We start from the raw sequence: 24,885 nt of genomic DNA, 5'->3' as shown, positions 1-24,885 counted from the left end.
GACGTGAGGGGCCGATGGGGACCGCTGGGCACCGCTGGGCACCGCTGGGCACCGCTGGGCACCGCTGGGCATCGCTGGGCGCCGCTGGGCATCGCTGGGCGCCGCTGGGCATCGCTGCGGGCGAACGCCTACTCGGGCACGGTGAAGTAGCGCGCGAAGGCGGGCACGACCTCCGCCTCGCCGACCTTGCCGTCCCCGTCGGTGTCGAGCGCGGCGGCTGCCGCGCGGGCCCGGTCCTCGGGCACGCCGAGCGCGGTGAGCACGCGCCCGATCTCCTCGACGGTCGCGGCGCCGTCGCCGTCCACGTCGGCGACGGCGAGGGCGGCGTGCAGGAAGGGCCGGGCGATCTCGGCGAACCGGTCCGGGTTGTCCCGCAGCCGCTTCACCGCGCCGTTCACGAACTCGTCCCGCGTGATGCGCTGGTCGCCGTCCCGGTCCGCTATGCCCGCCATGCCCTGCCAGAACGCCTCCGCGCCGACGTACAGCGCCTGGCCCTTGTCGGACCGGGCCGCCGTACCGAACTCCGCGAGCACGGCCTTGGCCGCGCCGCTGAAGTCCTCGCGGTCGATGAATCCGTTGCCGTTCTGGTCGAAGGTGGCGAACCGGGCCGCGATCCCGCGCTCGTACTCGCTGCTGACCATGTCTCCTCAGGCCGCCTTACATCACGTGGGGGTGCGTCTCGCTCGGAGCGTACGACGCGACGGCCGCCGAGGCAGCGGGAAAACGACGCTTGTACCAGGACTGCGGGAATTCCGGGACGACGTCGTGGCGTACGCATCGCGAGCGGCTAGGCGGAGAGCGGTTCCGTGCCCTCGGTCACGGCCTCCGTGAGATCTCCGTACACATCGAACAGCCGGCGCACTCCCAACGCGCCCAGCACGCGGTTGACATGGGAGCCGTCGACCGCGCCTTCCGCGGGGAGTATGAGCCGGAGCCGGCCCTGGCAGGAGCGCAGCAGGCGACGCGCGGCGATCAGCACGCCGACGCCGCTGGAGTCGCAGAAGAACACCTCGGAGAGGTCCAGGACGAGCTGGTGGCGGCCCTCGGCCACCACGTCGTGGACCCTCTGACGCAGCACCGGCGACGTCACCAGGTCCAGCTCGCCCGACACATGGAGCACGGCCCATTCGCCCCGCTCGCCGCCGGTCACATTGAACGCCACCACCAAGCCCTTCGTTCGCCGGAACGTCCCCGAACCCCCGGCCGGAAACGGAAGCAGCCCCTACGCTTTTCTTCAGCGCGGCTGCCCAGCGGCCGTTCCCTGAAACACCGCGCCGGAAACGGAAACCGATCGGAAAGGGCTTGTTTCAGTCCACTTCGATCCTGTTCGATCAGATCACAAATAAGTCTGAGCACAGAACGGACGGGTACGCGCCAGGAAAAGAGCGCCGTTATCATCCGCGGCCCCTCGGGGGCGCGCATTGCGACAAAGGGGCGTGCGCTGTCAGACGTGCCGACTACATTCGGGACGACGGTGGACGCACGCTGGAACGGACCCGGTGCCGACGCAAGGGGAGGGGGCCCTGTGGCGAGGAAGGACGCACCACCCCGCTGGGACCGCAAGATGCAGCAACGGCTCGCCCGCGGCGAGGCCGCGGCCCTCGGCGAGCTGTACGACCGCTTCGCCACCCTCGTGCACGGCCTCGCCCACCGCGTCCTCGGCGACGAACACGCGGCCGACGGCATCACCCGCGAGGTCTTCGCCCACGTCTGGCAGCACCCCGACGCCTACGACCCCAAACAGGGCCCCCTGCGCTCCTGGGTCGCCGCCCTCACCCACCGCCTCGCCGTGCAGCGGCTGCGCGCCACCGAGACCGCAGCCCTCGAGAGCGGCCACGGCACCTCCGAGGAACTGGAACACAAGGTCCGCCACGCCGCCGTCGCCGCCCGCGCCGACTACATCGTCCAGTCCATGCCGGCACCCCTGCGCTCCGCCCTGGAACGCGCCTACTTCCAGCGCCGCGACTACCACCGGACCGCGGCCGACCTCGGCATCACCGAGGACGAGGCCCGCCGCCGCCTCCGCCTGGGCCTCCAACTCCTCGCCACCGCCCACGACACCGGCGCACCGCCCGGATACGGGGGCATCGCATGACCGAACCCCACTTCGAAGACGACCCCGACGAGAACCACACGCCCCGCATACCGCCGCCCCGCGTCTCCGTCGAGGACGGCGACCACCCCCTGCCCGCCCTCGACACCCTCCGCGCGGTCATGACCCCACCCCGGCTGCCCCACCCGGTCCTGAAGTCCCTGCTGGGCGCCTGGGCCCTGTCCGCCTGCTCACCGGAGGAGGCTGCTGCCGTCGAGGACCACCTCGGCACCTGCGGAAGCTGCGCCGACGAGGCCCGCCGGCTGCGCGAGGCGGTCGGCCTGCTCCACCCGCCCGAAACCCTCGACCTGGACCCGTCCCTGCGCACGCGCGTCCTCGAGACCTGCCTCGACCGCCGGCCGCCGCGCATCCCGGTCCCCGACTGGGCCACCGCCTACGACGCGGAGACCGCCCGCCTCGACGCGCTGCTCCAGGACTTCGGCGAGTCCGAATGGCACGCACCGGTCCGCTTGCGCTGGTACGACGGCAAGGAACCCGCGACCCGCCGCACCACGGTCGCCGGCGTCATCGCCCACCTCCTCGCGGTCGACGGCCTCGTCGCCCTCGCGCTGGGCCTCGACGACCCCCTCGGTGACATCACGTCCGGCAGCCCGACCCCCGCGGCCCGCACGGAGGCCTACTGGCGCGCCTCGCACTTCCCGCCGACCCGCTCCATCCGCGCCCCCTGGCGCGAACAGAGCCACGCCCTGGTACGAACCGTGGCCTTCACCGGCAGCAACGCCGGCCGCATGCCGGTGCCGTACCACGACTTCACGCTGCCCCTGCACGACGCCTTGATCGACCGCGCCTTCGCATGCTGGACGCACGCCGAGGACATCGCGGACGCCGTGAACTACCCCTACGACGCGCCCTCCGGCCGCCACCTCAACCGCATGATCGACCTGGCCGCCCGGCTGCTCCCCGAGGCCCTCGCCGAACGCCGCCGCGCGGGCCTCGCCGCCCCCGTCCGCCACCTGGTCGCCGCCGGTGACCCCGGCCGCACCCTCCGCCTGGAGATCGAGGGCTCCGGCGGCGGCGAGTGGCTGATCTCTCTCGACTCTCCCGCCGCGACCCCCTCGGCCGACCACGAGGTGGCCCACGTCGCCCTCGACGACGTCGAGTTCTGCAGACTCGCCGCCGGCCACGTCTCCCCCGAGGAAGCCGCGGCCGGCCAGGACGGCGACCGCGAGGCCATCAGGGACGTCCTGTTCGCCACGGCGTCCCTGAGCCGCATGTAGGGGACGCGCCGGGGGTGTCCGCCCGCAGCGTCCAGTCCGGGCGTCCGCCCCGACAGACCTACGCGAAGACGACCGTCCGCCGCCCGTTCAGCAGAATCCGCCGCTCCGCATGCCACTTCACGGCCCGTGCCAGCGCCTGGCACTCCACGTCCCGCCCGATCGCGACCAGCTGGTCCGGCGTGACGTCGTGCCCGACCCGCTCGACCTCCTGCTCGATGATCGGCCCCTCGTCGAGATCCGCGGTCACATAGTGCGCGGTGGCCCCGATCAGCTTCACACCACGCGCATGCGCCTGGTGATACGGCTTCGCGCCCTTGAAGCTCGGCAGGAACGAGTGATGGATGTTGATGATCCGGCCGCTCAGCTGCTTGCACAGGTCATCGGAGAGCACCTGCATGTAGCGGGCCAGCACGACCAGCTCCACGCGCTCCTCCCGGACGATCTCCAGCAGCCGGGCCTCAGCCTCCGGCTTGGTGTCCTTCGTCACGGGGATGTGATGGAACGGAATGTCGTACGACGCCACCAGCTCCGCGAAGTCCGTGTGGTTCGACACCACCCCCACGATCTCCACGGGCAGCGCCCCGATCCGCGCCCGGAACAGCAGGTCGTTCAGGCAGTGCCCGAACTTGCTGACCATCAGCAGAACCCGCATCTTCTCCTCGGCCCGGTGGATCTGCCAGTCCATGTGGAAGGAGTCCCCGATGGCCGCGAAGCTGGCCCGCAGCTTCTCCACCGTCACCGGCGCCTCCGCCGAGAAGTGGACCCGCATGAAGAACAGGCCGGTGTCCTGGTCACCGAACTGCTGACTGTCCACGATGTTGCAGCCGGTCATGAACAGGTAGCTCGACACGGCGTGCACAATGCCCTGCTTGTCCGGGCAGGAAAGAGTGAGGACGTACTGATCGGCGGTGGCCGCGGCTCCGGTGGACTGCTCATTCATGCAGGACAGGGTCCCACAACGCACTCGAGTCCCGGCAATCGTCCCGCTGGACGGACCACGGTCCGGACGGCCGGCGTCAGGCGGCGCGCGTCAGAATGCGCAGCACCTCCAGCGTCCGGGGCGCCGCGTCCGGGTCCTCCCCGTCGCTCACCGCCATCCGCACATGCGCGTCCCGGGCCGCCCGCATCGCCTCCGGCCACCCCGGGTGCTCCATGTACGAGGCCACCGGCGCGTCCGGCCCCACCTGGTGCATGATCCGCAGCACCCGCAGCACCGCCGTGTCGACCAGCGCGGCCTCCTGCGAGTCCCGGAAGATCGTGCCGACGTACTTCTCCGCGGACCAGTGATCCAGCCAGGTGTCCTCGACCAGCCGGTACACGGCGTCGGTCACGTCTCCGTACCCCTCGACACCCGCCAGCCAGACGTCCCGCTGGAACACCGGGTCGGAGAGCATGTGCAGCGCGGAGCGCACATTGCTGCGCCAGCGCCACCACGGCATGTCGTTCAGTGGCATGCCACCCATCGTGGATGAGCGACGGCCGCGACGGGAAGAGTTCTCCGAACCTTGGACACCTTGCACGGTCATCGATCGTACGTTCCCCCCAACAGGCCGCTCACGGGCCCCCGCAATTCACCTGCGCGTCACCCTTCGTTGACCGAAGGTCACTGCCAGGTTAGCGATGTGGCGGAATCGTGCGTGAGCATGACCGGCAGGCGACGCACCCGCAGCACCTTCCTCCCCCACGTCACCCGGCGCGCCAGAGCGGTGGGCGTCATGGTGGCATGCGCCGCACTCGCCGCCGGATGCGGTGTCGTCCCCGGTGTCACGGGGGGTGCCGGGGACGACACGATCACCGTCATGACCTGGGCACCGTCGGACACCAACGCGACCGACAAGCCCGGCATGCCCGCCCTCGCCCTCGCCTACGCCCGCCATGTGAACGCCGAGGGCGGCATCGACGGCCGCAAGCTCAGGGTGCTGATCTGCAACGACCACAACGACAGCGTGGGCGCCGCGAAGTGCGCCCGCCGCGCGGTCAGGGAGAACGCGGTCGCGGTGGTCGGCTCGTACAGCCAGTACGCCGGCTCCTTCTTCCCGGTCCTGGAGGGCGCCGGCATCCCCTACATCGGCGGCTACGGGGTCACCAACGACGAGTTCACCAGCCCGCTGTCCTACCCGGTCAACGGCGGCCAGCCCGCCCTGCTGGCCGGCCTCGGCAAGGAGCTGGCCGCCGGCTGCGGCCCGGTCGCCCTGGTCCGCCCCGACACCATCGCGGGCGACGAACTGCCCACCCTGATCAACTCGGGCCTGAAGGCGGGCGGCCACGAGAACGCGGCCGACCTGCACGCCGCGGAGGACGCCACCGAGTACTCCGCCCAGTCCCAGCAGGCACTCCGGCAGGTGACGACCGACCCCGCCGAGAAGGGCTGCGTGGTGCCCGCGCTCGGCGGCCGGACCAGCACCTTCATGGACTCCTTCCGGCGCGCCCGGCAGGACTACCCGGACGTCCGCACCGGCACCGTGCTGGGCAGCGTCGACCAGACGGTGATCGACGCCTCCGGCGGCGCCTCGGGCCCGTACGAGGGGGCGTACATCACGGGCTGGTACCCGGTGGAGACCGACAAGCGCTGGGACGAGATGAAGCGGGTGATCCGCGAGCAGGCCTTCGCCGACACCCGGATCGACCCCGCGGACGCCGGGGTGCAGACCACCTGGATCGCGTACACCGTCTTCCGGGCCGTCGCCGAGGGCATCGGCGAGGACGAGGAGCTGACGGCGTCCTCGGTGCGCCGGGCCCTGGACGACGGCGTCGAGGTCGGCACCGGCGGGCTCACCCCGACCCTGCGCTGGCGGTTCCAGGACCGGCTGGCCTCGGTCGGCTTCCCGCGCCTGGTCAACGCGAACGTCACCCTCCAGGTCGTCCGCGACGGCCGCCTGGTCGAGGCCCGCAAGGGCTTCATCGACGTGACGCGCACCCTGGAGGGCGCCGAGGTCGCCTGAGCCGCCCGGCGCCCGCCCTCAGCCCTGCCCCGGCCTCACAGCTGGGTCGGCTGCCGCTCGGTGAGCCCGTACTTGCGGGCGATCGCGTTCCACAGCTTGGCGGCCTCCGCCTTCTGCGTCGTCGCGGTGCCGCTGTCCCGGTTGCCCGCCTCCGTCTGGGGGGTGCTGCGGGCCTGCCCCTTCTTGCACAGCTTGCCCTTGCGCGCGGCGACTTGGTCGGCCCAGCCGGCGTAGTGGTTGTCGGCGGACGCGGACGCCTTCCAGGCGTTGGTGAGCGCGGTGGTCAGCGCCGCGTGGTTCGGCAGCTTGTCCACGCTCAGCCCGGACAGCCGGGCGACCAGCTCGTTGCGCTGCTCGGCCGCGTCCCGCAGGTCCTTGGCCGCCTGGCTGAGGTTGGTGCAGGACTTCACGTCGTTGACCGCGTTGATCACGGCGGTCCGGCTGTCCCCGCTGTCGGCGAGCAGCTTGTCCAGCGCGACCGCCTGCTGCTCGGCCGGGTCCGCGGACGGCGACGGGGACGCGGTGGCGGACTCGCTCGCGGGCGCCGTGGCGGAGACGGGTCTGGGCGTCTCCTCCTCGCCGCCGCTGTCGGCGAGCAGCGCGCCCGCGCCGATCCCGACCACCGCGATGGCGACGCCGCACGCCGCGATCAGCGGCACCCGGGAGCCGGTACGGCCGCCACGGCCCCGGCCCGCGGCGGCGGGCTCGTCGTACGCGGACACCGGCGGTTGCGGGCGGTCCTCGAAGTGGGGCAGGTGCCGGGTGCCGTCGGCGGGACCGTCCGCGCGGAAGAGGTTGTCGAACTCGGCGGGCGTCTGCCGCCCCCCGGCCACCGGCGGGATGTACTGCGTGGCCTCGGCGTCGGGCCCGGCCGACGGCGGCTGCGCCCCGGGCGCGTCGCCCGCGCGGGCACGGCCGAGGTAGGTGGTGCTCTCGGCGGGCATCTCCGGCGGCAGCGCCCCCGGCGTCATCGGCGGCAGGTACTGGGTCGCGCCCTCGTCGGGCGCGGACGGCGACGCGGAATCGGACCGCACGGGCGGCAGGTACTGGGTGGCCCCGTCCGCCCCGGCCGCACCGGGTATGCCGGGCGCGGACCCGACCGGAGGTATGTACTGCGTGGCACCGTCGTCCGCGGCCGGCGGCAGCGGCGCCCCGGCCCCCGCGGGCGGCGGCAGGTGAGCACCGGCCCCCTGAGGAGGCAGCGCCCCCGCGCCCCCGGCACCGGAGGTCCCGGGGTACGCCCCGTGAACGGGCGCGCCGTAGCCGCCCCCGTTCCCGCCGTACGCCTGGTTCGGCGCACCCGCGCTCTCCCCGTACGCCCCGCCGGACGTGCCCTGGCCCGTGCCGTACCCCGCGCCGGGCGCGCCCTGGTTCGTGCCGTACGACGCACTCGGCGTTCCCTGGTCCGCGCCGTACGCCGGGTTCGGCGCACCGGCACCGGTGCCGTACGCCGGGCCGGGCGCCCCCTCGGGCGGCAGCGGACCGGCGCCCGGGGCGGACGCCTGCGGGGCGGGCGGCGCGCCGGCGCCCGGCTGGGACGCGGGGTGGCCGCCCTGCGGGCCGCCCCACGCCTGGTCCGGCGGCGCGGGCCAGTTCTGCGGCGGCGGGGTGGCGGTGTGCTGCTGCTGTCCGGGTCCCCAGGGCTGTCCCCAGGCCTGGCCGCCGGGCGGGGCCTGGGCCGGGAGGGGGCCGTCGGCGGGGCGGCCGGGGCCGGCCTGCGCGCCCGGCAGCAGGGGCTCGCCACCGTCGGAGGGCAGCACGATGCCTTCGCGCGCGTGCTGCGCCGAGGGCTCCTCGCCCTGTCCACTCTGCGTCACCGGGACTCCTACGAATGGGGGACCTTCGGAATCGTCGGCTCACGCTACCGGGTCCCCCGAGCCGGGTGCCACGCAGCACAGGACCTGACCTCCTGCCCTGTGACCGCGGTAACAAACCGGCTCGCGGCGCTCTCCTCCCGTCACCTCCCGCTCGTCAACCGCCTGTTTCCCGTGCCGTCACCCGGCGGCGGGTCGTTCGTTCACGCGGCCTGCTGGAGGTCGAGCCGCGCCCCGAACTCCCGTACCACCGCCTCGTCCCGGAACGGCTCCAGACGGGCCTGGAAGTCCTCCAGGTACTCGGCGCCCCGGTTGGACCGCAGGGTCTCCAGGAGTTCGACGGCCTTCAGCCCCGTGTGGCAGGCCTCCTCGATCTCGCGCTGCTGCACCTGGGCCGTGGCGAGCAGCACATAGCCGATCGCGCGCCGCCGGGCCCGGGACTCGGGGTGCCCCTCCAGGGACTGCCGCGCGCACCGGGCCGCGGCCTCGGCCTGGCCCAGGTCGCGGTGGCAGTGGGCGAGTTCGTCGGCGAGGTAGGCCTGGTCGAAGTGGGCGATCCACGCGGGGTCGTCGCCGGAGTCCGGGTCGGCCTGCTCCATGGCGCTCACCGCGCGCGCCACCGACGCCTGGGCGGCCCGCGCGTCCCCCATCAGCGCGTGGCCGCGCGCCTCCGCCGCGTGGAACATGGCCTCCGCGCGCGGGGTCACGCGCCCCCGCGCCCCCTCTTGCGCCGCCCGCGCCAACTGGGCGATCTCGCGCGGGTTTCCGAGCTGGGCGGCGAGGTGGCTCATGGACGCGGCGAGGACGTAGCCGCCGTAGCCGCGGTCGCCCGCCGCCTGGGCGAGCCGCAGCGCCTGGATGTAGTAGCGCTGGGCGAGCCCCGGCTGGCCGGTGTCCACCGCCATGTACCCGGCGAGTTCGGTCAACCGCGCGACGGCGGCGAACAGTTCGCGCCCGACGGACTCCCGGTAGGAGCCGGCGAGCAGCCCGGAGACGACGCTGTTCAGGTAGTGCACGACGACCGGGCGGACATGCCCGCTGCCGTACTGGTGGTCCAGGTCGACGAGCGCCTGGGTCATGGACTGCACGGCGGCCACGTCCGACCGGCCCACGCGGGGACCGGCCGAGCGCGCCACCTGCGCGTCGGGCGCCGAGATCAGCCAGTCGCGGCTCGGTTCGACCAGCGCCGAGGCGGCGACGGACGAACCGGACAGGAAGTCGCGGCGCCCGACGTCGCTGCGCCACAGCTCGCAGACCTGCTCGATGGCTCCCAGTACCGTCGGCGAGAACTGGAGGCCGACGCCCGACGCGAGATTCTTGCCGTTGGCCATGCCGATCTCGTCGATCGTGACCGTACGGCCCAGTTTGCGGCCCAGCGCCTCGGCGATGATCGCCGGAGCGCGTCCGCGCGGCTGCTGTCCGCGCAGCCAGCGTGCCACGGACGTCTTGTCGTAGCGCAGGTCGAGTCCGTGTTCGGCGCCGCACATGTTGACCCGGCGGGCGAGCCCGGCGTTCGAGCACCCCGCCTCCTGGATGAGCGCCTGCAGCCGTTCGTTCGGCTGCCGCGCGACGAGAGGCCTTGCGGCCATGGCGTAAACCCCCTGTGGCTGCGGTGCCTGCCCGTGCACCGAGTTGTCGTGTCTTCCCCGCCCGTCGCCCCTCGCCGGTGACGAGGGATTCCGGTCGTGAAGATCAATGCCCCGCGGTCATACCGAAAATGCGGACATGCCCCGAAAACGCGAAGCATGCGCGGATTACCGGGGTAAGCCGTGGTAAAGCGCACCCCGTACCCACCCGTCCCCCTCGTGGCTACCCAGCTCCCGCCGCGGATTCTCCCGCGCGCCCCCACCCATGCACCCATGCGCCCCGGACGCCGAATCGATGCTCCTCCCCCGCGCGCGGACGGAGCCGTAACCCGAGGTAGACACGGGAGTTGAGTTCCACGTGGAAGAGACGATCCGGGGCACCGAAACCGCACAGATTCCCAAGCAGCGCGGGGACTCGCTGCTGGAGACCGCCGTTCGCTACGCCGAGGAGCGCCACTGGGACGTGTTCCCGGGCACCTGGCTGGAGGCCGTCGACGGAAGTCAGCGCTGCTCCTGCGGCGACGCTCTGTGCGAGGAGCCCGGCGCGCATCCCGCGCGCCCCGACTGGGCGACCCAGGCGACGGGCAGCGCGACCGTCGCGCGCCGGATGTGGCAGAAGCAGCCCAACGCGTCGATCCTGCTGCCGACGGGGCGTACGTTCGACGCGATCTCCGTGCCGGAGACGGCGGGCTTTCTCGCGCTCGCGCGGATGGAGCGGATGGAACTGACGCTCGGCCCGGTCACGTTGACGCCCGCGCGGCGGATGCAGTTCTTCGTGCTGCCCGGGGCCGCCGCGAAGGTGCCGGACCTGGTGCGCAAACTGGGATGGTCGCCGGCGTCGCTGGACCTGGTGGCGCTCGGCGAGGGCGGTTACGTGGCGGCGCCTCCCACGCGGTACGGGTCGCGGGGGGCCGTGCAGTGGGCCTGCCGGCCGACGCCCGCGAACCGGTGGCTGCCGGACGCCGAGGAGTTGATCTCGCCGCTCGCCTACGCGTGCGGGCGGGACCGCTGACGCCGGCCCGTCTGCCTGGTTGCTGATCGCCGGCGGCTGCGGGTCGTGGGCGTTGATCGCGCAGCTCCCCGCGCCCCTGGATGGGGGACCTGACCGTAGGGTTCATGCATGACGTCAGCCGTACGCGTTCAAGGGCTCTGGAAGCGGTTCGGGCAGCAGGTCGCCGTCGCCGGGATCGATCTGGAGCTGCCCGCCGGGAAGTTCATCGGGCTGGTCGGACCCAACGGAGCCGGGAAGACCACGACTCTCTCCATGGTGACGGGGCTGCTGCGGCCCGACGAGGGCACCGTCGAGGTCGTCGGGCGCGACGTGTGGCGGGACCCCGTCGAGGTGAAGGCGCGGATCGGGGTGCTGCCCGAGGGGCTGCGGCTGTTCGAGCGGCTGTCGGGGCGGGAACTGCTGGGCTACACGGGCAGGTTGCGCGGCCTGCCCGGCGCCGAGGTCGACAAGCGGGCCACCCAGCTGCTGGACGTACTGGATCTCGCGGGCGCGCAGCACAAGCTGGTCGTGGACTACTCCACCGGCATGCGCAAGAAGATCGGGCTGGCGGCGGCCCTGCTGCACAACCCGGAGGTGCTGTTCCTCGACGAGCCGTTCGAGGGCGTCGACCCGGTCTCCGCGCAGACCATCCGCGGCGTCCTTGAGCGGTACACCGCCTCCGGCGCCACCGTGGTCTTCTCCTCCCATGTGATGGAGCTGGTCGAGTCGTTGTGCGACTGGGTCGCCGTCATGGCCGCCGGACGGATCCGCGCCCACGGCACCCTCGCCGAGGTGCGGGGCACCGCGCCCACCCTGCAGAAGGCCTTCCTGGAGCTGGTCGGCGCGCACGGGCGGGACGCCGGGACCGACCTCGACTGGCTCGGCGGCGGCGCCCGATGAGCGCGGCCACCACCGGAACGAGCGTCACCGCCACCGTCGTACGGCTGAAGCTGTCCCTGCTGCGCAACGGGCTGCGGCAGTCCGGCGGGCGCAAAGCCGCGTACATCGCGTCGGCGGTCGTCGCGCTGCTGTTCGCGGTGCTCCAGGTGCTCGGGCTGGTCCTGCTGCGCGGCACCGCGCACGCCGACTCCCTGGTCGTACTGCTGGCGGCGGTGCTGGGCCTCGGGTGGGCGGTGATGCCGCTGTTCTTCCCGAGCGGCGACGAGACCCTCGATCCGACCCGGCTGGTGATGCTGCCGCTGCGGCCCCGGCCGCTGGTGCGGGCGCTGCTCACGGCCTCGCTGGTGGGCATCGGGCCGCTGTTCACGGTCTGCCTGTTCGCCGGCTCGGTGGTCACGGTGGCGCGCGGGGCGGCGGCGTACGTCGTCGGCGTGGTCGCCGTCGCGCTGGGGCTGCTGGTCTGCGTGGCCCTCGCGCGGGCCGTCGCCGCCGCCAACATCCGGCTGCTGACCAGCCGCCGGGGGCGGGATCTCGCGGTGCTGAGCGGGCTGGCCGTGGCGATCGGCGCGCAGGTCGTCAACTTCGGGGCGCAGCGGCTCGGTTCCGCCGGGCTCGGGCAGCTGGACCCGGTGGCGGACGTGCTGCGCTGGCTGCCGCCGGCGTCGGCGCTCGGCGCGGTGCACTTGGTGAGCGGCGGCGACTACGGGGTGGCCGCGCTGCAACTGGCGCTCACCGCGGCGGCCCTGGCGGCCCTGATCGCCGTATGGGCGAGGCATCTGACCCGGCTGATGACCTCGCCGGACGCGTCGACGCTGCCGAGCGACGCCCCGGCCGCGCGGGAACGGTCCTCGACCAGGCTCGGGCGGCTGCTGCCGGGCGGGCGGACCGGGACGGTGATGGAGCGCAGCCTGCGCTATGTGTGGCGGGACCCGAAGACCAAGGCCGCGTGGGTGACCTCGCTGGCGATCGGGCTGATCGTGCCGGTGTTCAACGCACTCCAGGGCACCGGGTCGGTCTACTTCGCCTGCTTCGCGGCGGGGATGCTCGGCATCCAGATGTACAACCAGTTCGGGCAGGACACCTCCGCGTTCTGGATGGTCGCGATGACGATCTCCTCCGCGCGGGACGCCTACGTCGAACTGCGCGCGCGGGCGCTGGCCCTGCTGGTGATCACCCTGCCGTACGCCACCCTCGTCACCGTCCTGACGACGGGGCTGCTCGGCGACTGGGCGCGGCTTCCGGAGGCGCTGGGGCTGTCCTTCGCGCTGCTCGGCGCGATGCTGGCGACCGGGGCGTGGACCTCGGCGCGCTTCCCGTACTCCATCCCGCAGGAGGGCTACAAGAACGTCGCCCCCGGGCAGGTCGGGCTCGCCTGGATCTCCATCTTCGGCGGGATGGTGGCCGCCGCGCTGCTGTGCGTGCCCCTCATCGTGGCGACGATCTGGATCCACACGGGCGCGGACGCCGACGAGTGGGGCGGCCTCCTGCTGCCGGCCGGCACGGTCTACGGGGCGGCCCTCGCCTATGCCGGACTGCGGCTGGCCGCGCCGCGCACGGCCGCGCGGCTGCCCGAGATCCTCACGGCGGTCAGCAAGGCGTGAGGTCAGGTGCGCCGGGGTGAGGTGCTCTGAGCCGGGGTGGGGTGCGCTGAGCCGGGGTGGGGTGCCGTGAGGTGAGGGCCGAGGGCGCCGGGGTTCAGCTCTCGCGGACCCTGTCCAGGAACGGCTCGATCGCCGCGCGCCAGGCTTCCGGCTGGTCGTAGTGGACGAGGTGGCCGGCGTCGGCGACCTCCGCGTACTCGCCGCGGGGCAGGACCCGGACCATCTCCTGCGCCTCGGCGCGGCCCAGCTCGCCGTCGAGGCCGCGGACCACCAGGGCGGGGCAGCGGACCTGGGCCAGCTCCTCCCAGTGGGCGTCGTACACCCAGGTCTCACGGGACCTCAGCATCTGCTCGGGCTCGAAGGCCGGCCGCCAGCCGTCCGGGGACTCGGCCATGACCTCGGCGAAGAACGCGCCGCGGGCCGGGTTGGGGCGCTCCAGCCAGGGGTCGTCCTCGCCGAACCACTTGCGCACGTCCGCGAGCGTGGCGAACGGCAGCGGCCAGGACGCGAACCAGGCGGCCCACTCGCGCTGCGAGGCGGCGCCGAGCGCGGAGGCCCGCATGTCGCAGATGATCAGGGCGCGGACCAGGTCGGGGCGTTTGGCGGCGAGCTGCCAGGCGGTCAGCGCGCCCATCGCGTGGCCGATCAGCACGGCCGGGCCGAGGCCGAGCTGTTCCAGGGCGGCCTCGGCGTCGTCGACGTAGGCCTCACGGGTGTAGGCGGTCTTCGGGGGCTTCTCGCTCCGGCCGTGGCCGCGCTGGTCGAGTGCGACGGCGCGATGGCGCTCGGCGAGCCATCGGGCAGTGGGCGCCCAGTGGGAGGCGCGGCCCATCAGGCCGTGGAGTAACAGCACGCCGGGCGGGGCGGGCGCCGTGTCGGAGCCGGTCTTGGGTGGGTCGCCGAACTCCCAGGCGGCAAGGCGCACCCCGCCCGCTCCGGTCACGTCGATACGCCGCGCCATGGTCCCGGCACCCCCCAAGCTCCGCTGGTACGCCTGAGTCCTGCTGGTCGTGCTGTGGTGCTGCTGTGCTGTCCGCCCCCGCAGACTATCGAAAGGACATTCGAAGATACGGCCTCCGCGGCCAACACCCCTCGTTCGAGTGACCCCGCCCAAGGAATGATCGCCGCCTCCGAGGGGAGATCTCCAACGGGAGGCGGACCGCTCGGGGAAAAACGGTCCGAGGGGGACGACCCTGAGAGCTCGGGGCTCCGGGTCGAAACAGGGGAGGACAGGCCCCGGCGCCGCAAGGCGCCGGGGTCCCACCACGAACAGGCGCAGCGCGATTGCGCGGGGCGGCGCGGGCCTAAGGGATGTCTCGCCCTGGTGCTCGCCCTAGCGCTTGGCGACGAAGACGTGCGAGGCCACATCCGCCTCCAGCTCGGCGGCCTCACCGCCACTGCCCACCAGGACACCGCCGGGCGACTCCGTCACGCTCACCACCGAGCCGGGCTGCACACCCGCACGACGCAGCGTGTACATCAGCTGGGCGTCCGTCTGGATCGGCTCCCCGATCCGGCGGACCACGACCGTCTTGCCCTCCGTGCCCGGGTCGAGTTCGGCCAGCGAGACCATGCCCTCGTCGAGGAACGGGTCCGCGCCGTCCTTCTCGCCCAGCTCCTCCAGACCGGGGATCGGATTGCCGTACGGCGACTCGGTCGGGTGGCGCAGGAGCTCCAGGACACGCCGCTCGACGGCCTCGCTCATCACGTGCTCCCAGCGGCAGGCCTCCGCGTGCACCTGCTCCCACTCCAGGCCGATCACGTCGACGAGCAGACACTCCGCGAGCCGGTGCTTGCGCATCACACGCGTCGCGAGCCGGCGGCCCTCCTCGGTCAGCTCCAGGTGCCGGTCGCTCGCGACGGACACCAGGCCGTCACGCTCCATCCGCGCCACCGTCTGGCTGACCGTCGGCCCGCTCTGGTCGAGCCGCTCGGCGATCCGGGCGCGCATGGGGACCACACCTTCCTCCTCCAGCTCGAGGATGGTGCGGAGATACATCTCCGTCGTGTCGATCAGTCCGGACATACGTGCCCCTCGATGAGATGAGATCTGCCGAAGGCTCCACGGCGCTTCGGCGCGTGCGCTGGCCCTGCCATCAATTCTGCCGGATGCCACTGACAACCGTGCCGCGCCGCCGAAACCGGGGGACGGACACCGCATCGACCCCGCAGCGTGGCCCCGTCGACGCCCTGAACACCCCGTCCCGTCCCACCGTATTGACAGCACAATGGTCCAGACCGCACGGTGATCCGCGACACACGCAACGGCGCGAAGGAGCTCGCATGAGCGACAGCAAGCTGGCCGACCGGTACCTCGACGCCGCCATCGGCCTGCTGCAACGTGTCCGCGACGAGGAGGCCGCCCCCATCGCCGCGGCCGGCACCCTGCTCGCCGACACCGTCGCCGCCGGCGGCCGGCTGTTCGCCTTCGGCGCCGGACACTCCTCGCTCGCCGCCCAGGACCTCGTCTACCGCGCCGGCGGCCTCGCCCTGATGAACCTGCTCGCCGTCCCCGGCGTCGTCGGCGTCGACGTCATGCCCGCCACCCTCGGCTCCGCCCTGGAACGCGTCGACGGCCTCGCCGCCGCCGTCCTGGACAGCTCACCGCTGCGCGAAGGCGACGCCCTGGTGATCGTCTCCCTCTCCGGACGCAACGCCCTCCCCGTCGAAATGGCGATCAACGCCCGCGCCCTCGGCATCCACGTCATCGGCGTCACCTCCGTCGCCTACGCCACGCAGACCAGCTCACGCCACTCCTCCGGCACCTTCCTCAAGGACCACTGCGACATCGTCCTCGACTCGAAGATCGCCGTCGGCGACGCCGAACTCACCCTCGACAGCGTCCCCGCACCCTTCGCGCCCGCCTCCACGGTCGTCACCACCGCCCTCCTCCAGGCCGTCATGGCCACCGCCGCCGGCACCCTCGCCGAACGCGGCATCGAACCCCCGCTCCTGCGCTCCGGCAACGTCGACGGCGGCCACGAATGGAACGGCCGCGTCCTGGAGGAGTACGGCGACCGGATCTTCTACCGCCACTGAACCCCTCACGGCACCCCGAGGGGCCGGCCGGCCGGCTCGACGGATCACCACCACGCGGCCGGGGATCACCCGGACCGGAGCAACCCCGCCAGATCGAGCGCCCCCGCGATCCGCACGGCCACATCCTCCGCGTACGCCGCATCCGACCGCTCGAACGCGCTGCGCCCGCTCCCCCGCAGGAACGTGACCACGCCCAGCGTCCGGCCCCGGCTGCGCAGCACCGCGCACAGCGCGTGCACCACCTCCGGCGGCCACTGCCGGGCCAGGGCCCACGCCCGCGCCTGCTCGACGGGCACGCTCCCGACACTCGCCCGCACCGTGCCGGCCCGCTCGACGCACTGCAACGCCGGATGCCCCTCGCCGTACCGCACCGGCAGCCCCGCCGCCCCCGCCGACAGACTCGGCCCGGGCGCACCGGAGGGCGTGGCCGCCACCCGGACCAGCCGGACCGGCCCCGCGGACTCCCCGTCCGCGAGCGCGCCCCCCGCGACCCGGTCGATCAGCGCGTGATCGGCGAACCCGGCCAGCGCGAAGTCGAGATGAACCGTCGCCGCCTCCAGCGGGTCCTCGCACTCCGCCGCCGCCCGCGCCGCGCGGTGCAGCTGGTTCGTACGGAACCGCAGCAGCGCCGCCTCCTGCTCACCCTGCTTCGCCTCGGTGACGTCCTGGAACAGCCAGCCCACACCCAACGGCACCGGCTCCTCCGCGAGCGGCGAGGCCAGCCGGACGAACCCGCACCGCCAGCAGCGCCGCCGCACCCCGTCCGGAGTGCGCACACCCACCCAGATCTCGGCGGGCGCCGGCGGCGCGCCCTCGGCCAGCACATGGGTGAGCACCGCCTCCAGCTCCTCCACACCCTGCGCGAGCAGATCCCCGAGCGGCCGGCCCAGCACCGCCGTACGCCCGAGACCCAGCGCGCGGGCCGCGTGCGCGTTGACCACGGCCGGACGCAGATCGGCGTCGACCAGGACGACACCCCAGCCGGCATCCTCGAACAAGGCCTCGCTGAGCGCGATGGACCGCTCCAGGTCGATCTGCGCGTGCACCTCGCTGAAAGCGCAGTACACCCCGGCGGGCTTGCCGTCCGGACCGCGGACCGCCGCCGACTGGATCCGCACGAGCACCCGCCCGCCGTCCTTGGTCACCAGGGCGAACTCGTGCACCTGCCGACCCGGCGCGTGCATGGCCGACAGCAGTCGCGCCTCGACCTCCTCGGCGTCCGCGCTGCGCACCGCCCAGCCGGCGAACCCGTGCCGGCCCACGGCCTCGGCCGCGCTCCAGCCGAGGATCCGCTCGGCCTCGCGGTTCCAGTGCGTGACGACGCCGTCGGCGTCGAACGCGCACAGGGCGGCGTCCATGCCGTCCAGCAGGGCGGCCAGCAGATCGGCGCCGTCCCGCTCGGGCTCGTCCGGCCCCAGTTCATCGGTGGTCCCACTACGCCGGGAAGCACTCACCTGGACCCCCTGCAGGCTGTGTCCGCACGTACGGCACGTCAGTCGTGCTCACTGGCCCTCATTCAACTTGAACGTGACCCAGCCCACATATGGTTCCCGCAAGATTGCAAGGAATCCGCGAGGAATCGTTGCACGCCGGAAACGGTCGCTCAGCCGGCCGCGGGCGGACGACGCGCGTACACCTCGATCTCGATCCTCATCCGGGGATCCGCCAGCCCGCACACCATCATCGTGGCCGCCGGCCGCACCTCACCGAAGCAGGCCCGCAGCACCGGCCAGCACGGCTCGAAGTCCTCCCGCTCCGGCAGCAGATACCGCACCCGCACCACATCCGCGAACGTGCACCCCGCCTCCTCCAGCGCCGCCCCGATGTTCCGCAGACACTGCTCGGCCTGCTCGACGACGTCGTCGGAGATGGTCATGGTCGCGTAGTCGTATCCCGTGGTCCCCGACACATGCACCCAGTCCCCGTCCACCACGGCCCGGGCATACCCGATCCGCTCCTCGAACACCGAACCACTGAGAATCGCCCGCCGATTTGTCATGCACGGAACGCTAGCGGGCTTGCGGGGCGACGCCACAGACGGTTTGGCAGGCATCCAGTAGCAGCAGTGTCGGCCAGGCATTCGAGGAACTCGCGAAATGCGCACGAAGAGGCGATTTTTCTCCGGCTGTGGGGCCGCTCGCCCAGGCCTGTCACTAGCGTCAGCAGAACACTTCGGAAAGGAGGTCACCCGCTCCCCGACCGCGAGGTCGCCGAGTGACCAGCCCCAGTCATCGCGATCGGAAAGATCAGGGAGGTGCCCCCGATGACTACGTTTCCCGCAGGTGAGCAGACCCACCAGGCTGTGCTTCCTCAGCAGCCCGCTCTGGAATCCGTGGGAGCAGATACCCCTGGGAGCAGGGACGAAACGGCTCACGGACACCCCGCCACCGCGCGGGGCACCGGCAGGAAACATGGGCGAGGGGAGACCGGCGGGCAGGGCACCCAAGCCCGTCGGCGTCACGCCAAGAGCGCCACCCCGGTGGCGCAGGCGGCAGAGAACGGGAGCGGTGACGCTCCCCCACACAACAGTCCGTACCGCGGCGGCATCGGCGCCAGCAGGGTCTTCGTACTGTCGAAGGAGGGGCACCCCCTCATGCCCTGCCACCCCGCCCGCGCCCGCGAACTACTGCGGAAGGGCAGAGCAGTGGTCGCCCGATACGTGCCCTTCGCGATCCGGCTGAAGGACCGCACACTCACCGACTCAGAGGTGGACGGCGTTCAGTTACGCATCGACCCCGGCTCCAAAGGCACCGGCCTCGCCCTCACCGACGAGAAGAAGGAATCCGACCAACACGGCGCCACCATCACCGTCCGACGCGGACTCGTCGCCATCGAACTCCAGCACCGCCCCGAACAGATCCGACACCGCATGCAACAGCGCGCCGGCTACCGTCACAGACGCCGCTCGGCCAACCACCGCTACCGCGCACCCCGCGCAAAGAACCGGACACATCCTGCAGGATGGCTGCCGCCCTCCCTGCGCCACCGCGTCGACACCGTCTTCTCCCTGGCCGACCGCATGTGCCGATACGCGCCCGTCACCGACATCCACGTGGAAGCCGTCGCCTTCGACACCCACTCCCTGAGCGCAGGCAGACAACTCAGAGGCACGGACGCCCAAGGACCCCTCGCCGGAACAACACCCCGCGCCTACCTACAGGCCAAATGGAACAACGCCTGCGCCTACTGCGACGCCACCGGGGTTCCCCTCAACATCGACCATCTCCACCCCCGCAGCCGAGGAGGATCGAACCGCATCACCAACCTCGTCCTCGCCTGCGTCCCCTGCAACCAGGCCAAAGGCAACACCCCGGCCGAGATCTTCCTCGCCCACCGGCCCGACCGACTTGCCGTGATCCTCCAGCAGGTCAGAAAGCCGCTTCACGACGCCGCCGCCATGAACGCGACGTGTGGACAGCTCATCGACGCGCTGCACACCCTCGGCAGAGCCGTACACAGCTGGTCCGGCAGGCTGACCAAGGAAAACCGCAACGCCACGGGACTGGCCAAGAGCCACACCCTGGACGCCTTGTCCGTAGGCCGCCTCGGTCACGAGGACGGGGATGCGATCGTGCGCTTCCCCGGCCAGGTCCTCGTCGCCAAGGCCACCGGGCGCGGCTCGTACGCTCGCACAACCCCGGATCGCCACGGATTTCCCCGGCTGTCGCGTGCCCGCACCAAGCAGCACTTCGGATACATCACCGGGGACCTGGTCCAGGCCACCGTGCCGACCGGCAGGTGGACCGGCACGTGGACCGGACGCATCTCCGTTCGTGCCCGGGGACAGCACAGTCTCGCGACGTCAGTGGGACGGTTCAGCGTTTCCCACTGGAATCTACGGCTGCTGCAGCGCGGCGACGGTTACGCCTACGACGTGCTGCCCGAAGCAGGGCCGCCGAGCTCACGGAAAAAACGGTTGATGAGGCTGGCGGTCGATTCTTAAGGTGTGGCCACCGCGAAAGGAGGTGGTTCGGAGCATGTATGCACACCGGACGTCGGAGGTGACTGCGGGCTAGCGGCCCGCCGTCGCACTCGGTTCGACGCCGGACCAGCGTGTGTGAGAAGCACGCAGCCGGCCAATCCAACGCAGTCACCCGACCCGCGAGCTGCCGGTACGTCCGACCGGCTCCTCCTTTCAGGAGGACCAGGCTCGCGGGTCGTCTGCGTTTTCGGTGGGCGGCGTCGGCCGCGGGCGTGTTCGGGCCGTGGGACGCCGCCCGTGGGGGTCAGTGTGCGATGTCCGCGTAGCCCTCGATCTCGCGCGGGTCGCGGGGGCCGGGGCCGATGTAGCGGGCGGAGGGGCGGACGAGGCGGCCGGTGCGCTTCTGTTCCAGGATGTGGGCCGACCAGCCGGCGGTGCGGGCGCAGGTGAACATCGAGGTGAACATGTGCGCCGGGACCTCGGCGAAGTCGAGGACGATGGCGGCCCAGAACTCGACGTTGGTGGCGAGGACGCGGTCGGGGCGGCGGGCGTGCAGCTCTGCCAGGGCCGCCTTTTCCAGGGCCTCGGCGACCTCGAAGCGGGGGGCGCCGAGTTCGCGGGCGGTGCGGCGCAGGACGCGGGCGCGGGGGTCCTCGGCGCGGTAGACGCGGTGGCCGAAGCCCATGAGGCGTTCGCCCTTGTCGAGGGTCTTCTTGACGTAGGCCTCGGCGTCGCCGGTGCGCTCGATCTCCTCGATCATGTGCAGGACGCGGGAGGGGGCGCCGCCGTGGAGGGGGCCGGACATGGCGCCGACGGCGCCGGAGAGGGCGGCGGCCACGTCGGCGCCGGTGGAGGCGATGACGCGGGCGGTGAAGGTGGAGGCGTTCATGCCGTGCTCGGCGGCGGAGGTCCAGTAGGCGTCGACGGCGGCGACGTGCTTGGGGTCGGGCTCGCCGCGCCAGCGGATCATGAAGCGTTCGACGACGGACTGGGCCTTGTCGATCTCGCGCTGCGGGACCATGGGCAGGCCCTGGCCGCGGGCGGACTGGGCGACGTAGGAGAGGGCCATGACGGCGGCGCGGGCGAGGTCCTCGCGGGCCTGGGCGGCGTCGATGTCGAGGAGCGGTTTCAGGCCCCAGACGGGCGCGAGCATGGCGAGCGCGGACTGGACGTCGACGCGGATGTCGCCGGAGTGCACGGGGATGGGGAACGGCTCGGCGGGCGGCAGGCCGGGGTTGAAGGCGCCGTCGACGAGCAGGCCCCAGACGTTGCCGAAGGAGACGTGGCCGACCAGGTCCTCGATGTCGACGCCCCGGTAACGGAGGGCGCCGCCCTCCTTGTCCGGTTCGGCGATCTCCGTCTCGAACGCGACGACTCCTTCGAGTCCGGGTACGAAGTCGGACATCAGGCGGCTCCTCGTGATGTGTACGACGTGGTGTGTATGGCGTGGTGTGTATGGACTTGGGGTCTACGGCGGTGGTGGCAGGCGCGGGTGTTGCCGGCGGGTGTGGTGATCGTCCTGGGATCCACGGCCTGTGCGGGCTCGCGGTCCCGAACGTTCACTCGGGTCATGCCCCGTCGGCCCTGCGGTCACCCCACCGGGACGGCATCTGCACGATATCCCCGGGTGCCAGCCTTGGGGAGCTTTCGCGGCACTCAGTGCCATGCAGTGACGAAGGACACCGTGGCGTGGGGCCGTGGGGTATGCGGCAAGATGACCGGGTGACCGAGCATGACGCCGTTCCCGCCGTCCCGCACGAGCCCCTTCCCGATCCGTCGGTGATGCGCAAGCACTATCGCGAGGAGGGGCTTGCCGAGGCCGATCTGGCCGCGACGCCCGTGCAGCAGTTCGCGCGCTGGTTCCGGCAGGCGGCGACGGAGGGCCGGTTGTTCGAGCCGAACGCGATGGTCGTGTCCACGGTCGACGCCGAGGGGCGGCCGAGTTCGCGCACGGTGCTGCTGAAGCAGTTCGACGAGCGGGGTTTCGTCTTCTACACCAACTACGACTCCCGCAAGGGCCGTGACCTTGCGGAGAACCCGCATGTGTCGCTGCTGTTCCCCTGGTATCCGATGGCGCGGCAGGTGATCGTGTCGGGTGTGGCGGGGCGTACCGGCCGGGATGAGACGGCGGCGTATTTCCGGACCCGGCCGCATGGCTCGCAGCTGGGGGCGTGGGCGAGTGCGCAGTCGTCGGTGATCGGTTCGCGTGCGGAGCTGGAGGCGGCGTACGCCGAGTTGGAGGCCCGTTATCCGGAGGGTGAGCGGGTGCCGGTGCCGCCGCAGTGGGGTGGGTTCCGGGTGGTGCCGCGGTCGGTGGAGTTCTGGCAGGGGCGGGAGAACCGGCTCCATGACCGGCTGCGGTATGTGGCGGAGCCGGACGGGGGCTGGCGGGTGGAGCGGCTGAGTCCGTGAGAGCGGCGGGCTGGGCCGGGGTCTAGCAGCCGCCCCAGAGGTACACCGTGCGGTGGCCGTCGAGGAGGGCGGTCAGGCGGCGGCTCCGCTGGTGAAGGCGGTGCGCCGGGTGTGGACGGCGAGCCCGTCGGAGGGCGGCCGGTCCCAGTCGTCGCGCACGGCCCGCTCCCGGTGCGGGCCGGGTGGGTGGCCCAGGGACTGCCCGACGCATCGCGTGCGTTCGGCGTGGAGGACGCCTTCGGCGACGAGCCAGGTTGTGACCCGGGCTGCGAGCCGGGGTGCGTCGGCGGTGGTCGCGTCGAGGTCGGCGATCACCTGGAACCGGTCGCCCATGGTCAGTCCAGCGCGCCTTCGATCAGTGCCGCCCACTGGTCGACCACGCGTTCGCGGCGGGGTGCGTCGTCGGTGAGGAGGTTGGCGAGGCCGAGGCCGCGGGCCATGTCGAGCAGGCCCTGTACGGTCTCGCGGACGCCGGGGCGGGACTCGTCGGCGCCGAGGAGGTCGACGGCGATGCGGTGGGTCTCGCGGCCGACGCGGGCTTCGAGTTCGGTGACGCGGGGCCGCAGCTGCTCCTCGTTGGAGGCGGCGACCCACAGGTGGAGGGCGGCGCGGAAGAGGGGGCCGGTGTAGAGGTCGACGAGGGCGGCGACGACGGCCCGGCGGTCGCCGGCGGCACCCTCGGGGAAGAGGGCGCGCAGGGCGTGGGAGCGTTCTTCGGCGACGTACTCGACGGCGGCGGTGAACAGGTCTTCGCGGGTGGGGAAGTGGTGCTGGGCGGCGCCGCGGGAGACGCCGGCGCGTTCGGCGACGACGGAGACCGTGGACCCGGCCCAGCCGTGTTCGGCGAGGCAGGCCACGGCGGCGGCCAGCAGCCGCTGCCGGGTGGCGCGGCTGCGGTCCTGCTTGGGGACGCGGTCGACTGTCGTCACAGCACTCATTCCGTCACAGCACCCATTCGGGATCCCGTCGTTCCAGGAAGGCCGTCATGCCTTCGCGGGCCTCCGCGGAGGCGAACAGCCTGGCCGAGAGCGCGGTCAGTGCGGTCGCGTCCTGTTCGAAGGCTTTCAGCACCCTAGCCGTGAGCAGCCGTTTCGTCTCGGTGAGGGCCTGGGGCGAGGAGCGGCGGAGCCCGTCGAGGATGGGGGTGAGGAGGTCGTCGACGTCGTCGCCGGCGGTCGTGATCAGGCCGATGCGGGCCGCTTCGGGGGCGTCGAAGCGTTCCCCGGTGAGGTAGTAGCGGGCGAGGGCGCGTGGGTCGGTGCGGGGCAGCAGGGGCAGGGAGATCACCGCGGGGGCCACTCCGATCCGTACTTCGGTGAACGCGAAGGTGGCCGTGTGGGACGCGGCGGCGATGTCGCAGGCGGCGAGGAGGCCGAGGCCGCCCGCGCGGACGTGGCCGGTGACGCGGGCGACGACGGGTTTGGGCAGTGCGACGAGTTGCCGGAGGAGGGCGACGAGCGCGTCGGGGTGGGGCGGGTCGCGCAGGTCGGCGCCGGCGCTGAAGGTGGTGCCGGTGTGGGTGAGGACGACCGCGCGGACGTCGTGGTCCTTGCCGCAGTCGGTGAGGGCGTCGGCCAGTTCACCGACGAGGGCCGCGGAGAGCGCGTTGCGGTGGTGCGGGGCGTCGAGGGTGAGGGTTTCGATGCCTCGGGCGCGGTTGCGCGTGATCGCGGTCATGTCCGCTCCCTGAGTTCGCGGCGCAGGATCTTGCCGGAGGCGGCGCGGGGCACGGTGTCGATGAAGGTGACCTGGCGGACGCGTTTGTAGGGGGCGACGCGTTCGGCGACGTACATCATGACCTCTCCTTCGGAGAGGTCTCCCGCGTGGGGCCGGCGGACCACGTACGCGCGGGGGACCTCGTTTCCGTTCTCGTCGTGGACGCCGATGACGGCGGCGTCGGCGATGCCGGGGTGGGTGAGGAGCAGTGCCTCGAGTTCGGCGGGGGCGACCTGGAAGCCCTTGTACTTGATCAGTTCCTTGACGCGGTCGACGACGAAGAGCCAGCCTCCCCCACTCTCGGCTTCGCTCGAGCGGGAGGTGCCCCCACGGTCGACGTGGCCCACGTCGCCGGTGTGGAGCCAGCCGTCGGGGTCGATCATCGCGGCGGTGGCGTCGGGGCGGCCCAGGTAGCCCTTCATGACCTGGGGGCCGCGGATCAGGATCTCGCCCGCCTCGCCGGGTCCGAGGTCCTTGGTGGGGTCGTCGAGGGAGACGATGCGCATCTGTGTGCCGGCGATGAGTTGCGAGGTCAGGTCGTACCGGGCGACCAAGCGGTCGACCTGTTCGTAGGAGAGGGTGGTGCCGTCGGTGCCGTCGATGAGGGCGGGGGCGTCGCCGAACTCGGCGGC

23 protein-coding genes and 1 pseudogene are annotated in these 24,885 nt (G+C 72.4%); 9 read left to right on the top strand and 15 right to left on the bottom strand.

Translation table 11 applies throughout. The features are described from left to right. Positions 1-128: 128 nt before the first annotated feature. Both ACIG0D_RS09200 and ACIG0D_RS09195 read right to left on the bottom strand, forming a co-directional pair. Complete coding sequence (locus ACIG0D_RS09200) at positions 129-641, bottom strand: EF-hand domain-containing protein (protein ID WP_399797599.1); 513 nt, start codon at positions 639-641, stop codon at positions 129-131. A 146-nt stretch (positions 642-787) separates the two neighbouring features. Beyond that, positions 788-1,168 (bottom strand): STAS domain-containing protein, encoded by a 381-nt coding sequence (locus ACIG0D_RS09195; RefSeq protein ID WP_365759578.1) that lies wholly within the window; start codon positions 1,166-1,168, stop codon positions 788-790. Positions 1,169-1,525: 357 nt separating this feature from the next. Between ACIG0D_RS09195 and ACIG0D_RS09190 the strand changes: the two genes are divergently transcribed. Continuing rightward, the gene (locus ACIG0D_RS09190) at positions 1,526-2,095 is read left to right on the top strand and encodes a sigma-70 family RNA polymerase sigma factor (protein WP_399797594.1); all 570 of its coding nucleotides are present in this window, start codon (positions 1,526-1,528) and stop codon (positions 2,093-2,095) included. Beyond that, positions 2,092-3,330, top strand: a complete 1,239-nt coding sequence (locus ACIG0D_RS09185) for a zf-HC2 domain-containing protein (RefSeq protein ID WP_399797591.1) — start codon at positions 2,092-2,094, stop codon at positions 3,328-3,330. The genes ACIG0D_RS09190 and ACIG0D_RS09185 overlap by 4 nt, the downstream gene beginning before the upstream one ends. A gap of 58 nt (positions 3,331-3,388) precedes the next feature. Here ACIG0D_RS09185 and purU read toward each other — a convergent pair whose 3' ends face one another. Both purU and ACIG0D_RS09175 read right to left on the bottom strand, forming a co-directional pair. Further along, positions 3,389-4,270 carry a formyltetrahydrofolate deformylase gene (gene purU / locus ACIG0D_RS09180; protein ID WP_365759572.1) on the bottom strand — a complete coding sequence of 294 codons (882 nt, stop codon included), beginning with the start codon at positions 4,268-4,270 and terminating at the stop codon, positions 3,389-3,391. Positions 4,271-4,346: 76 nt separating this feature from the next. After that, entirely contained in the window at positions 4,347-4,856 is a 510-nt protein-coding gene (locus ACIG0D_RS09175; protein WP_399797588.1) for a hypothetical protein, read from the bottom strand. 117 nt (positions 4,857-4,973) lie between these two features. Between ACIG0D_RS09175 and ACIG0D_RS09170 the strand changes: the two genes are divergently transcribed. Next, a complete protein-coding gene (locus tag ACIG0D_RS09170) occupies positions 4,974-6,272 on the top strand; it encodes an ABC transporter substrate-binding protein (protein ID WP_399797585.1) in 1,299 nt (432 codons plus the stop codon). Between the two features lie 35 nt (positions 6,273-6,307). Here the strand turns inward: ACIG0D_RS09170 and ACIG0D_RS09165 are convergent, their stop codons facing one another. Continuing rightward, positions 6,308-8,089: a hypothetical protein gene (locus ACIG0D_RS09165; protein ID WP_399797583.1), complete on the bottom strand. Its 1,782-nt coding sequence runs from the start codon at positions 8,087-8,089 to the stop codon at positions 6,308-6,310. Positions 8,090-8,289: 200 nt separating this feature from the next. Next, positions 8,290-9,675, bottom strand: a complete 1,386-nt coding sequence (locus ACIG0D_RS09160) for a transcriptional regulator (RefSeq protein ID WP_365764016.1) — start codon at positions 9,673-9,675, stop codon at positions 8,290-8,292. A 355-nt stretch (positions 9,676-10,030) separates the two neighbouring features. Here ACIG0D_RS09160 and ACIG0D_RS09155 point away from each other — a divergent pair, with 355 nt between their 5' ends. The 3 genes from ACIG0D_RS09155 to ACIG0D_RS09145 all read left to right on the top strand — a co-directional run bounded on the left by ACIG0D_RS09155 (position 10,031) and on the right by ACIG0D_RS09145 (position 13,164). After that, a complete protein-coding gene (locus ACIG0D_RS09155; protein WP_399797580.1) occupies positions 10,031-10,684 on the top strand; it encodes a bifunctional DNA primase/polymerase in 654 nt (217 codons plus the stop codon). Between the two features lie 108 nt (positions 10,685-10,792). After that, positions 10,793-11,563 (top strand): ABC transporter ATP-binding protein, encoded by a 771-nt coding sequence (locus ACIG0D_RS09150; protein ID WP_399797577.1) that lies wholly within the window; start codon positions 10,793-10,795, stop codon positions 11,561-11,563. Next, positions 11,560-13,164, top strand: a complete 1,605-nt coding sequence (locus ACIG0D_RS09145; protein WP_399797575.1) for a transporter — start codon at positions 11,560-11,562, stop codon at positions 13,162-13,164. Before ACIG0D_RS09150 ends, ACIG0D_RS09145 begins: the two co-directional genes overlap by 4 nt. Before the next feature lie 94 nt (positions 13,165-13,258). Here ACIG0D_RS09145 and ACIG0D_RS09140 read toward each other — a convergent pair whose 3' ends face one another. Both ACIG0D_RS09140 and ACIG0D_RS09135 read right to left on the bottom strand, forming a co-directional pair. Then, complete coding sequence (locus ACIG0D_RS09140) at positions 13,259-14,125, bottom strand: alpha/beta fold hydrolase (RefSeq protein ID WP_399797573.1); 867 nt, start codon at positions 14,123-14,125, stop codon at positions 13,259-13,261. A gap of 372 nt (positions 14,126-14,497) precedes the next feature. Continuing rightward, positions 14,498-15,190 carry a metal-dependent transcriptional regulator gene (locus ACIG0D_RS09135; protein WP_399797570.1) on the bottom strand — a complete coding sequence of 231 codons (693 nt, stop codon included), beginning with the start codon at positions 15,188-15,190 and terminating at the stop codon, positions 14,498-14,500. Between the two features lie 257 nt (positions 15,191-15,447). On the opposite strand from ACIG0D_RS09135, the gene ACIG0D_RS09130 reads away from it, so the two are divergent. Beyond that, positions 15,448-16,203: an SIS domain-containing protein gene (locus ACIG0D_RS09130; RefSeq protein ID WP_365764027.1), complete on the top strand. Its 756-nt coding sequence runs from the start codon at positions 15,448-15,450 to the stop codon at positions 16,201-16,203. A gap of 65 nt (positions 16,204-16,268) precedes the next feature. Here ACIG0D_RS09130 and ACIG0D_RS09125 read toward each other — a convergent pair whose 3' ends face one another. Beyond that, complete coding sequence (locus ACIG0D_RS09125; protein ID WP_399797568.1) at positions 16,269-17,657, bottom strand: PAS domain-containing protein; 1,389 nt, start codon at positions 17,655-17,657, stop codon at positions 16,269-16,271. 149 nt (positions 17,658-17,806) lie between these two features. Then, positions 17,807-18,202, bottom strand: coding sequence for a RidA family protein (locus ACIG0D_RS09120; RefSeq protein ID WP_399797565.1), 396 nt, complete (start codon positions 18,200-18,202; stop codon positions 17,807-17,809). A gap of 480 nt (positions 18,203-18,682) precedes the next feature. Here ACIG0D_RS09120 and iscB point away from each other — a divergent pair, with 480 nt between their 5' ends. Continuing rightward, on the top strand, positions 18,683-20,146 hold the full coding sequence (gene iscB, locus ACIG0D_RS09115) for an RNA-guided endonuclease IscB (protein ID WP_399797563.1): 1,464 nt from the start codon (positions 18,683-18,685) through the stop codon (positions 20,144-20,146). A 283-nt stretch (positions 20,147-20,429) separates the two neighbouring features. Here iscB and ACIG0D_RS09110 read toward each other — a convergent pair whose 3' ends face one another. After that, complete coding sequence (locus ACIG0D_RS09110; protein WP_399797560.1) at positions 20,430-21,530, bottom strand: citrate synthase 2; 1,101 nt, start codon at positions 21,528-21,530, stop codon at positions 20,430-20,432. Positions 21,531-21,829: 299 nt separating this feature from the next. On the opposite strand from ACIG0D_RS09110, the gene pdxH reads away from it, so the two are divergent. Continuing rightward, positions 21,830-22,537 (top strand): pyridoxamine 5'-phosphate oxidase, encoded by a 708-nt coding sequence (gene pdxH, locus ACIG0D_RS09105; protein WP_399797557.1) that lies wholly within the window; start codon positions 21,830-21,832, stop codon positions 22,535-22,537. 72 nt (positions 22,538-22,609) lie between these two features. On the opposite strand, the gene ACIG0D_RS09100 is transcribed toward pdxH, so the two are convergent. The 4 genes and pseudogenes from ACIG0D_RS09100 to ACIG0D_RS09085 all read right to left on the bottom strand — a co-directional run. After that, positions 22,610-22,870, bottom strand: a complete 261-nt coding sequence (locus tag ACIG0D_RS09100) for a hypothetical protein (protein ID WP_399797555.1) — start codon at positions 22,868-22,870, stop codon at positions 22,610-22,612. 2 nt (positions 22,871-22,872) lie between these two features. Then, positions 22,873-23,475 carry a TetR/AcrR family transcriptional regulator gene (locus tag ACIG0D_RS09095; protein ID WP_399797553.1) on the bottom strand — a complete coding sequence of 201 codons (603 nt, stop codon included), beginning with the start codon at positions 23,473-23,475 and terminating at the stop codon, positions 22,873-22,875. 4 nt (positions 23,476-23,479) lie between these two features. Beyond that, positions 23,480-24,214, bottom strand: a complete 735-nt coding sequence (locus ACIG0D_RS09090; protein ID WP_399797550.1) for an enoyl-CoA hydratase family protein — start codon at positions 24,212-24,214, stop codon at positions 23,480-23,482. Further along, positions 24,211-24,780: pseudogene (locus tag ACIG0D_RS09085) on the bottom strand (AMP-binding protein); the annotation flags it as partial. The pseudogene ACIG0D_RS09085 and the gene ACIG0D_RS09090, both read right to left, overlap by 4 nt. Between the last annotated feature and the right edge of the window lie 105 nt (positions 24,781-24,885).

The sequence above is a fragment of the Streptomyces sp. NPDC052773 genome (assembly GCF_044547145.1).
In the GTDB taxonomy this organism is placed as follows: Bacteria; Actinomycetota; Actinomycetes; order Streptomycetales; family Streptomycetaceae; genus Streptomyces.
This window is presented reverse-complemented; position numbering and strand designations above follow the sequence as displayed.

Excerpts from the sequence above, each read along its gene's own strand:
- ACIG0D_RS09175 (WP_399797588.1), bottom strand. The coding sequence starts at position 4,856 with ATGACCGTGCAAGGTGTCCAAGGTTCGGAGAACTCTTCCCGTCGCGGC.
- ACIG0D_RS09160 (WP_365764016.1), bottom strand. The coding sequence starts at position 9,675 with ATGGCCGCAAGGCCTCTCGTCGCGCGGCAGCCGAACGAACGGCTGCAG.
- pdxH (WP_399797557.1), top strand. The coding sequence starts at position 21,830 with ATGCGGCAAGATGACCGGGTGACCGAGCATGACGCCGTTCCCGCCGTC.
- ACIG0D_RS09090 (WP_399797550.1), bottom strand. The coding sequence starts at position 24,214 with ATGACCGCGATCACGCGCAACCGCGCCCGAGGCATCGAAACCCTCACC.
- purU (WP_365759572.1), bottom strand. The coding sequence starts at position 4,270 with ATGAATGAGCAGTCCACCGGAGCCGCGGCCACCGCCGATCAGTACGTC.
- ACIG0D_RS09145 (WP_399797575.1), top strand. The coding sequence starts at position 11,560 with ATGAGCGCGGCCACCACCGGAACGAGCGTCACCGCCACCGTCGTACGG.
- ACIG0D_RS09150 (WP_399797577.1), top strand. The coding sequence starts at position 10,793 with ATGACGTCAGCCGTACGCGTTCAAGGGCTCTGGAAGCGGTTCGGGCAG.
- ACIG0D_RS09140 (WP_399797573.1), bottom strand. The coding sequence starts at position 14,125 with ATGGCGCGGCGTATCGACGTGACCGGAGCGGGCGGGGTGCGCCTTGCC.
- ACIG0D_RS09110 (WP_399797560.1), bottom strand. The coding sequence starts at position 21,530 with ATGTCCGACTTCGTACCCGGACTCGAAGGAGTCGTCGCGTTCGAGACG.
- ACIG0D_RS09170 (WP_399797585.1), top strand. The coding sequence starts at position 4,974 with ATGACCGGCAGGCGACGCACCCGCAGCACCTTCCTCCCCCACGTCACC.
- ACIG0D_RS09095 (WP_399797553.1), bottom strand. The coding sequence starts at position 23,475 with ATGAGTGCTGTGACGACAGTCGACCGCGTCCCCAAGCAGGACCGCAGC.
- ACIG0D_RS09120 (WP_399797565.1), bottom strand. The coding sequence starts at position 18,202 with ATGACAAATCGGCGGGCGATTCTCAGTGGTTCGGTGTTCGAGGAGCGG.
- ACIG0D_RS09135 (WP_399797570.1), bottom strand. The coding sequence starts at position 15,190 with ATGTCCGGACTGATCGACACGACGGAGATGTATCTCCGCACCATCCTC.
- ACIG0D_RS09130 (WP_365764027.1), top strand. The coding sequence starts at position 15,448 with ATGAGCGACAGCAAGCTGGCCGACCGGTACCTCGACGCCGCCATCGGC.
- ACIG0D_RS09185 (WP_399797591.1), top strand. The coding sequence starts at position 2,092 with ATGACCGAACCCCACTTCGAAGACGACCCCGACGAGAACCACACGCCC.
- ACIG0D_RS09200 (WP_399797599.1), bottom strand. The coding sequence starts at position 641 with ATGGTCAGCAGCGAGTACGAGCGCGGGATCGCGGCCCGGTTCGCCACC.
- ACIG0D_RS09100 (WP_399797555.1), bottom strand. The coding sequence starts at position 22,870 with ATGGGCGACCGGTTCCAGGTGATCGCCGACCTCGACGCGACCACCGCC.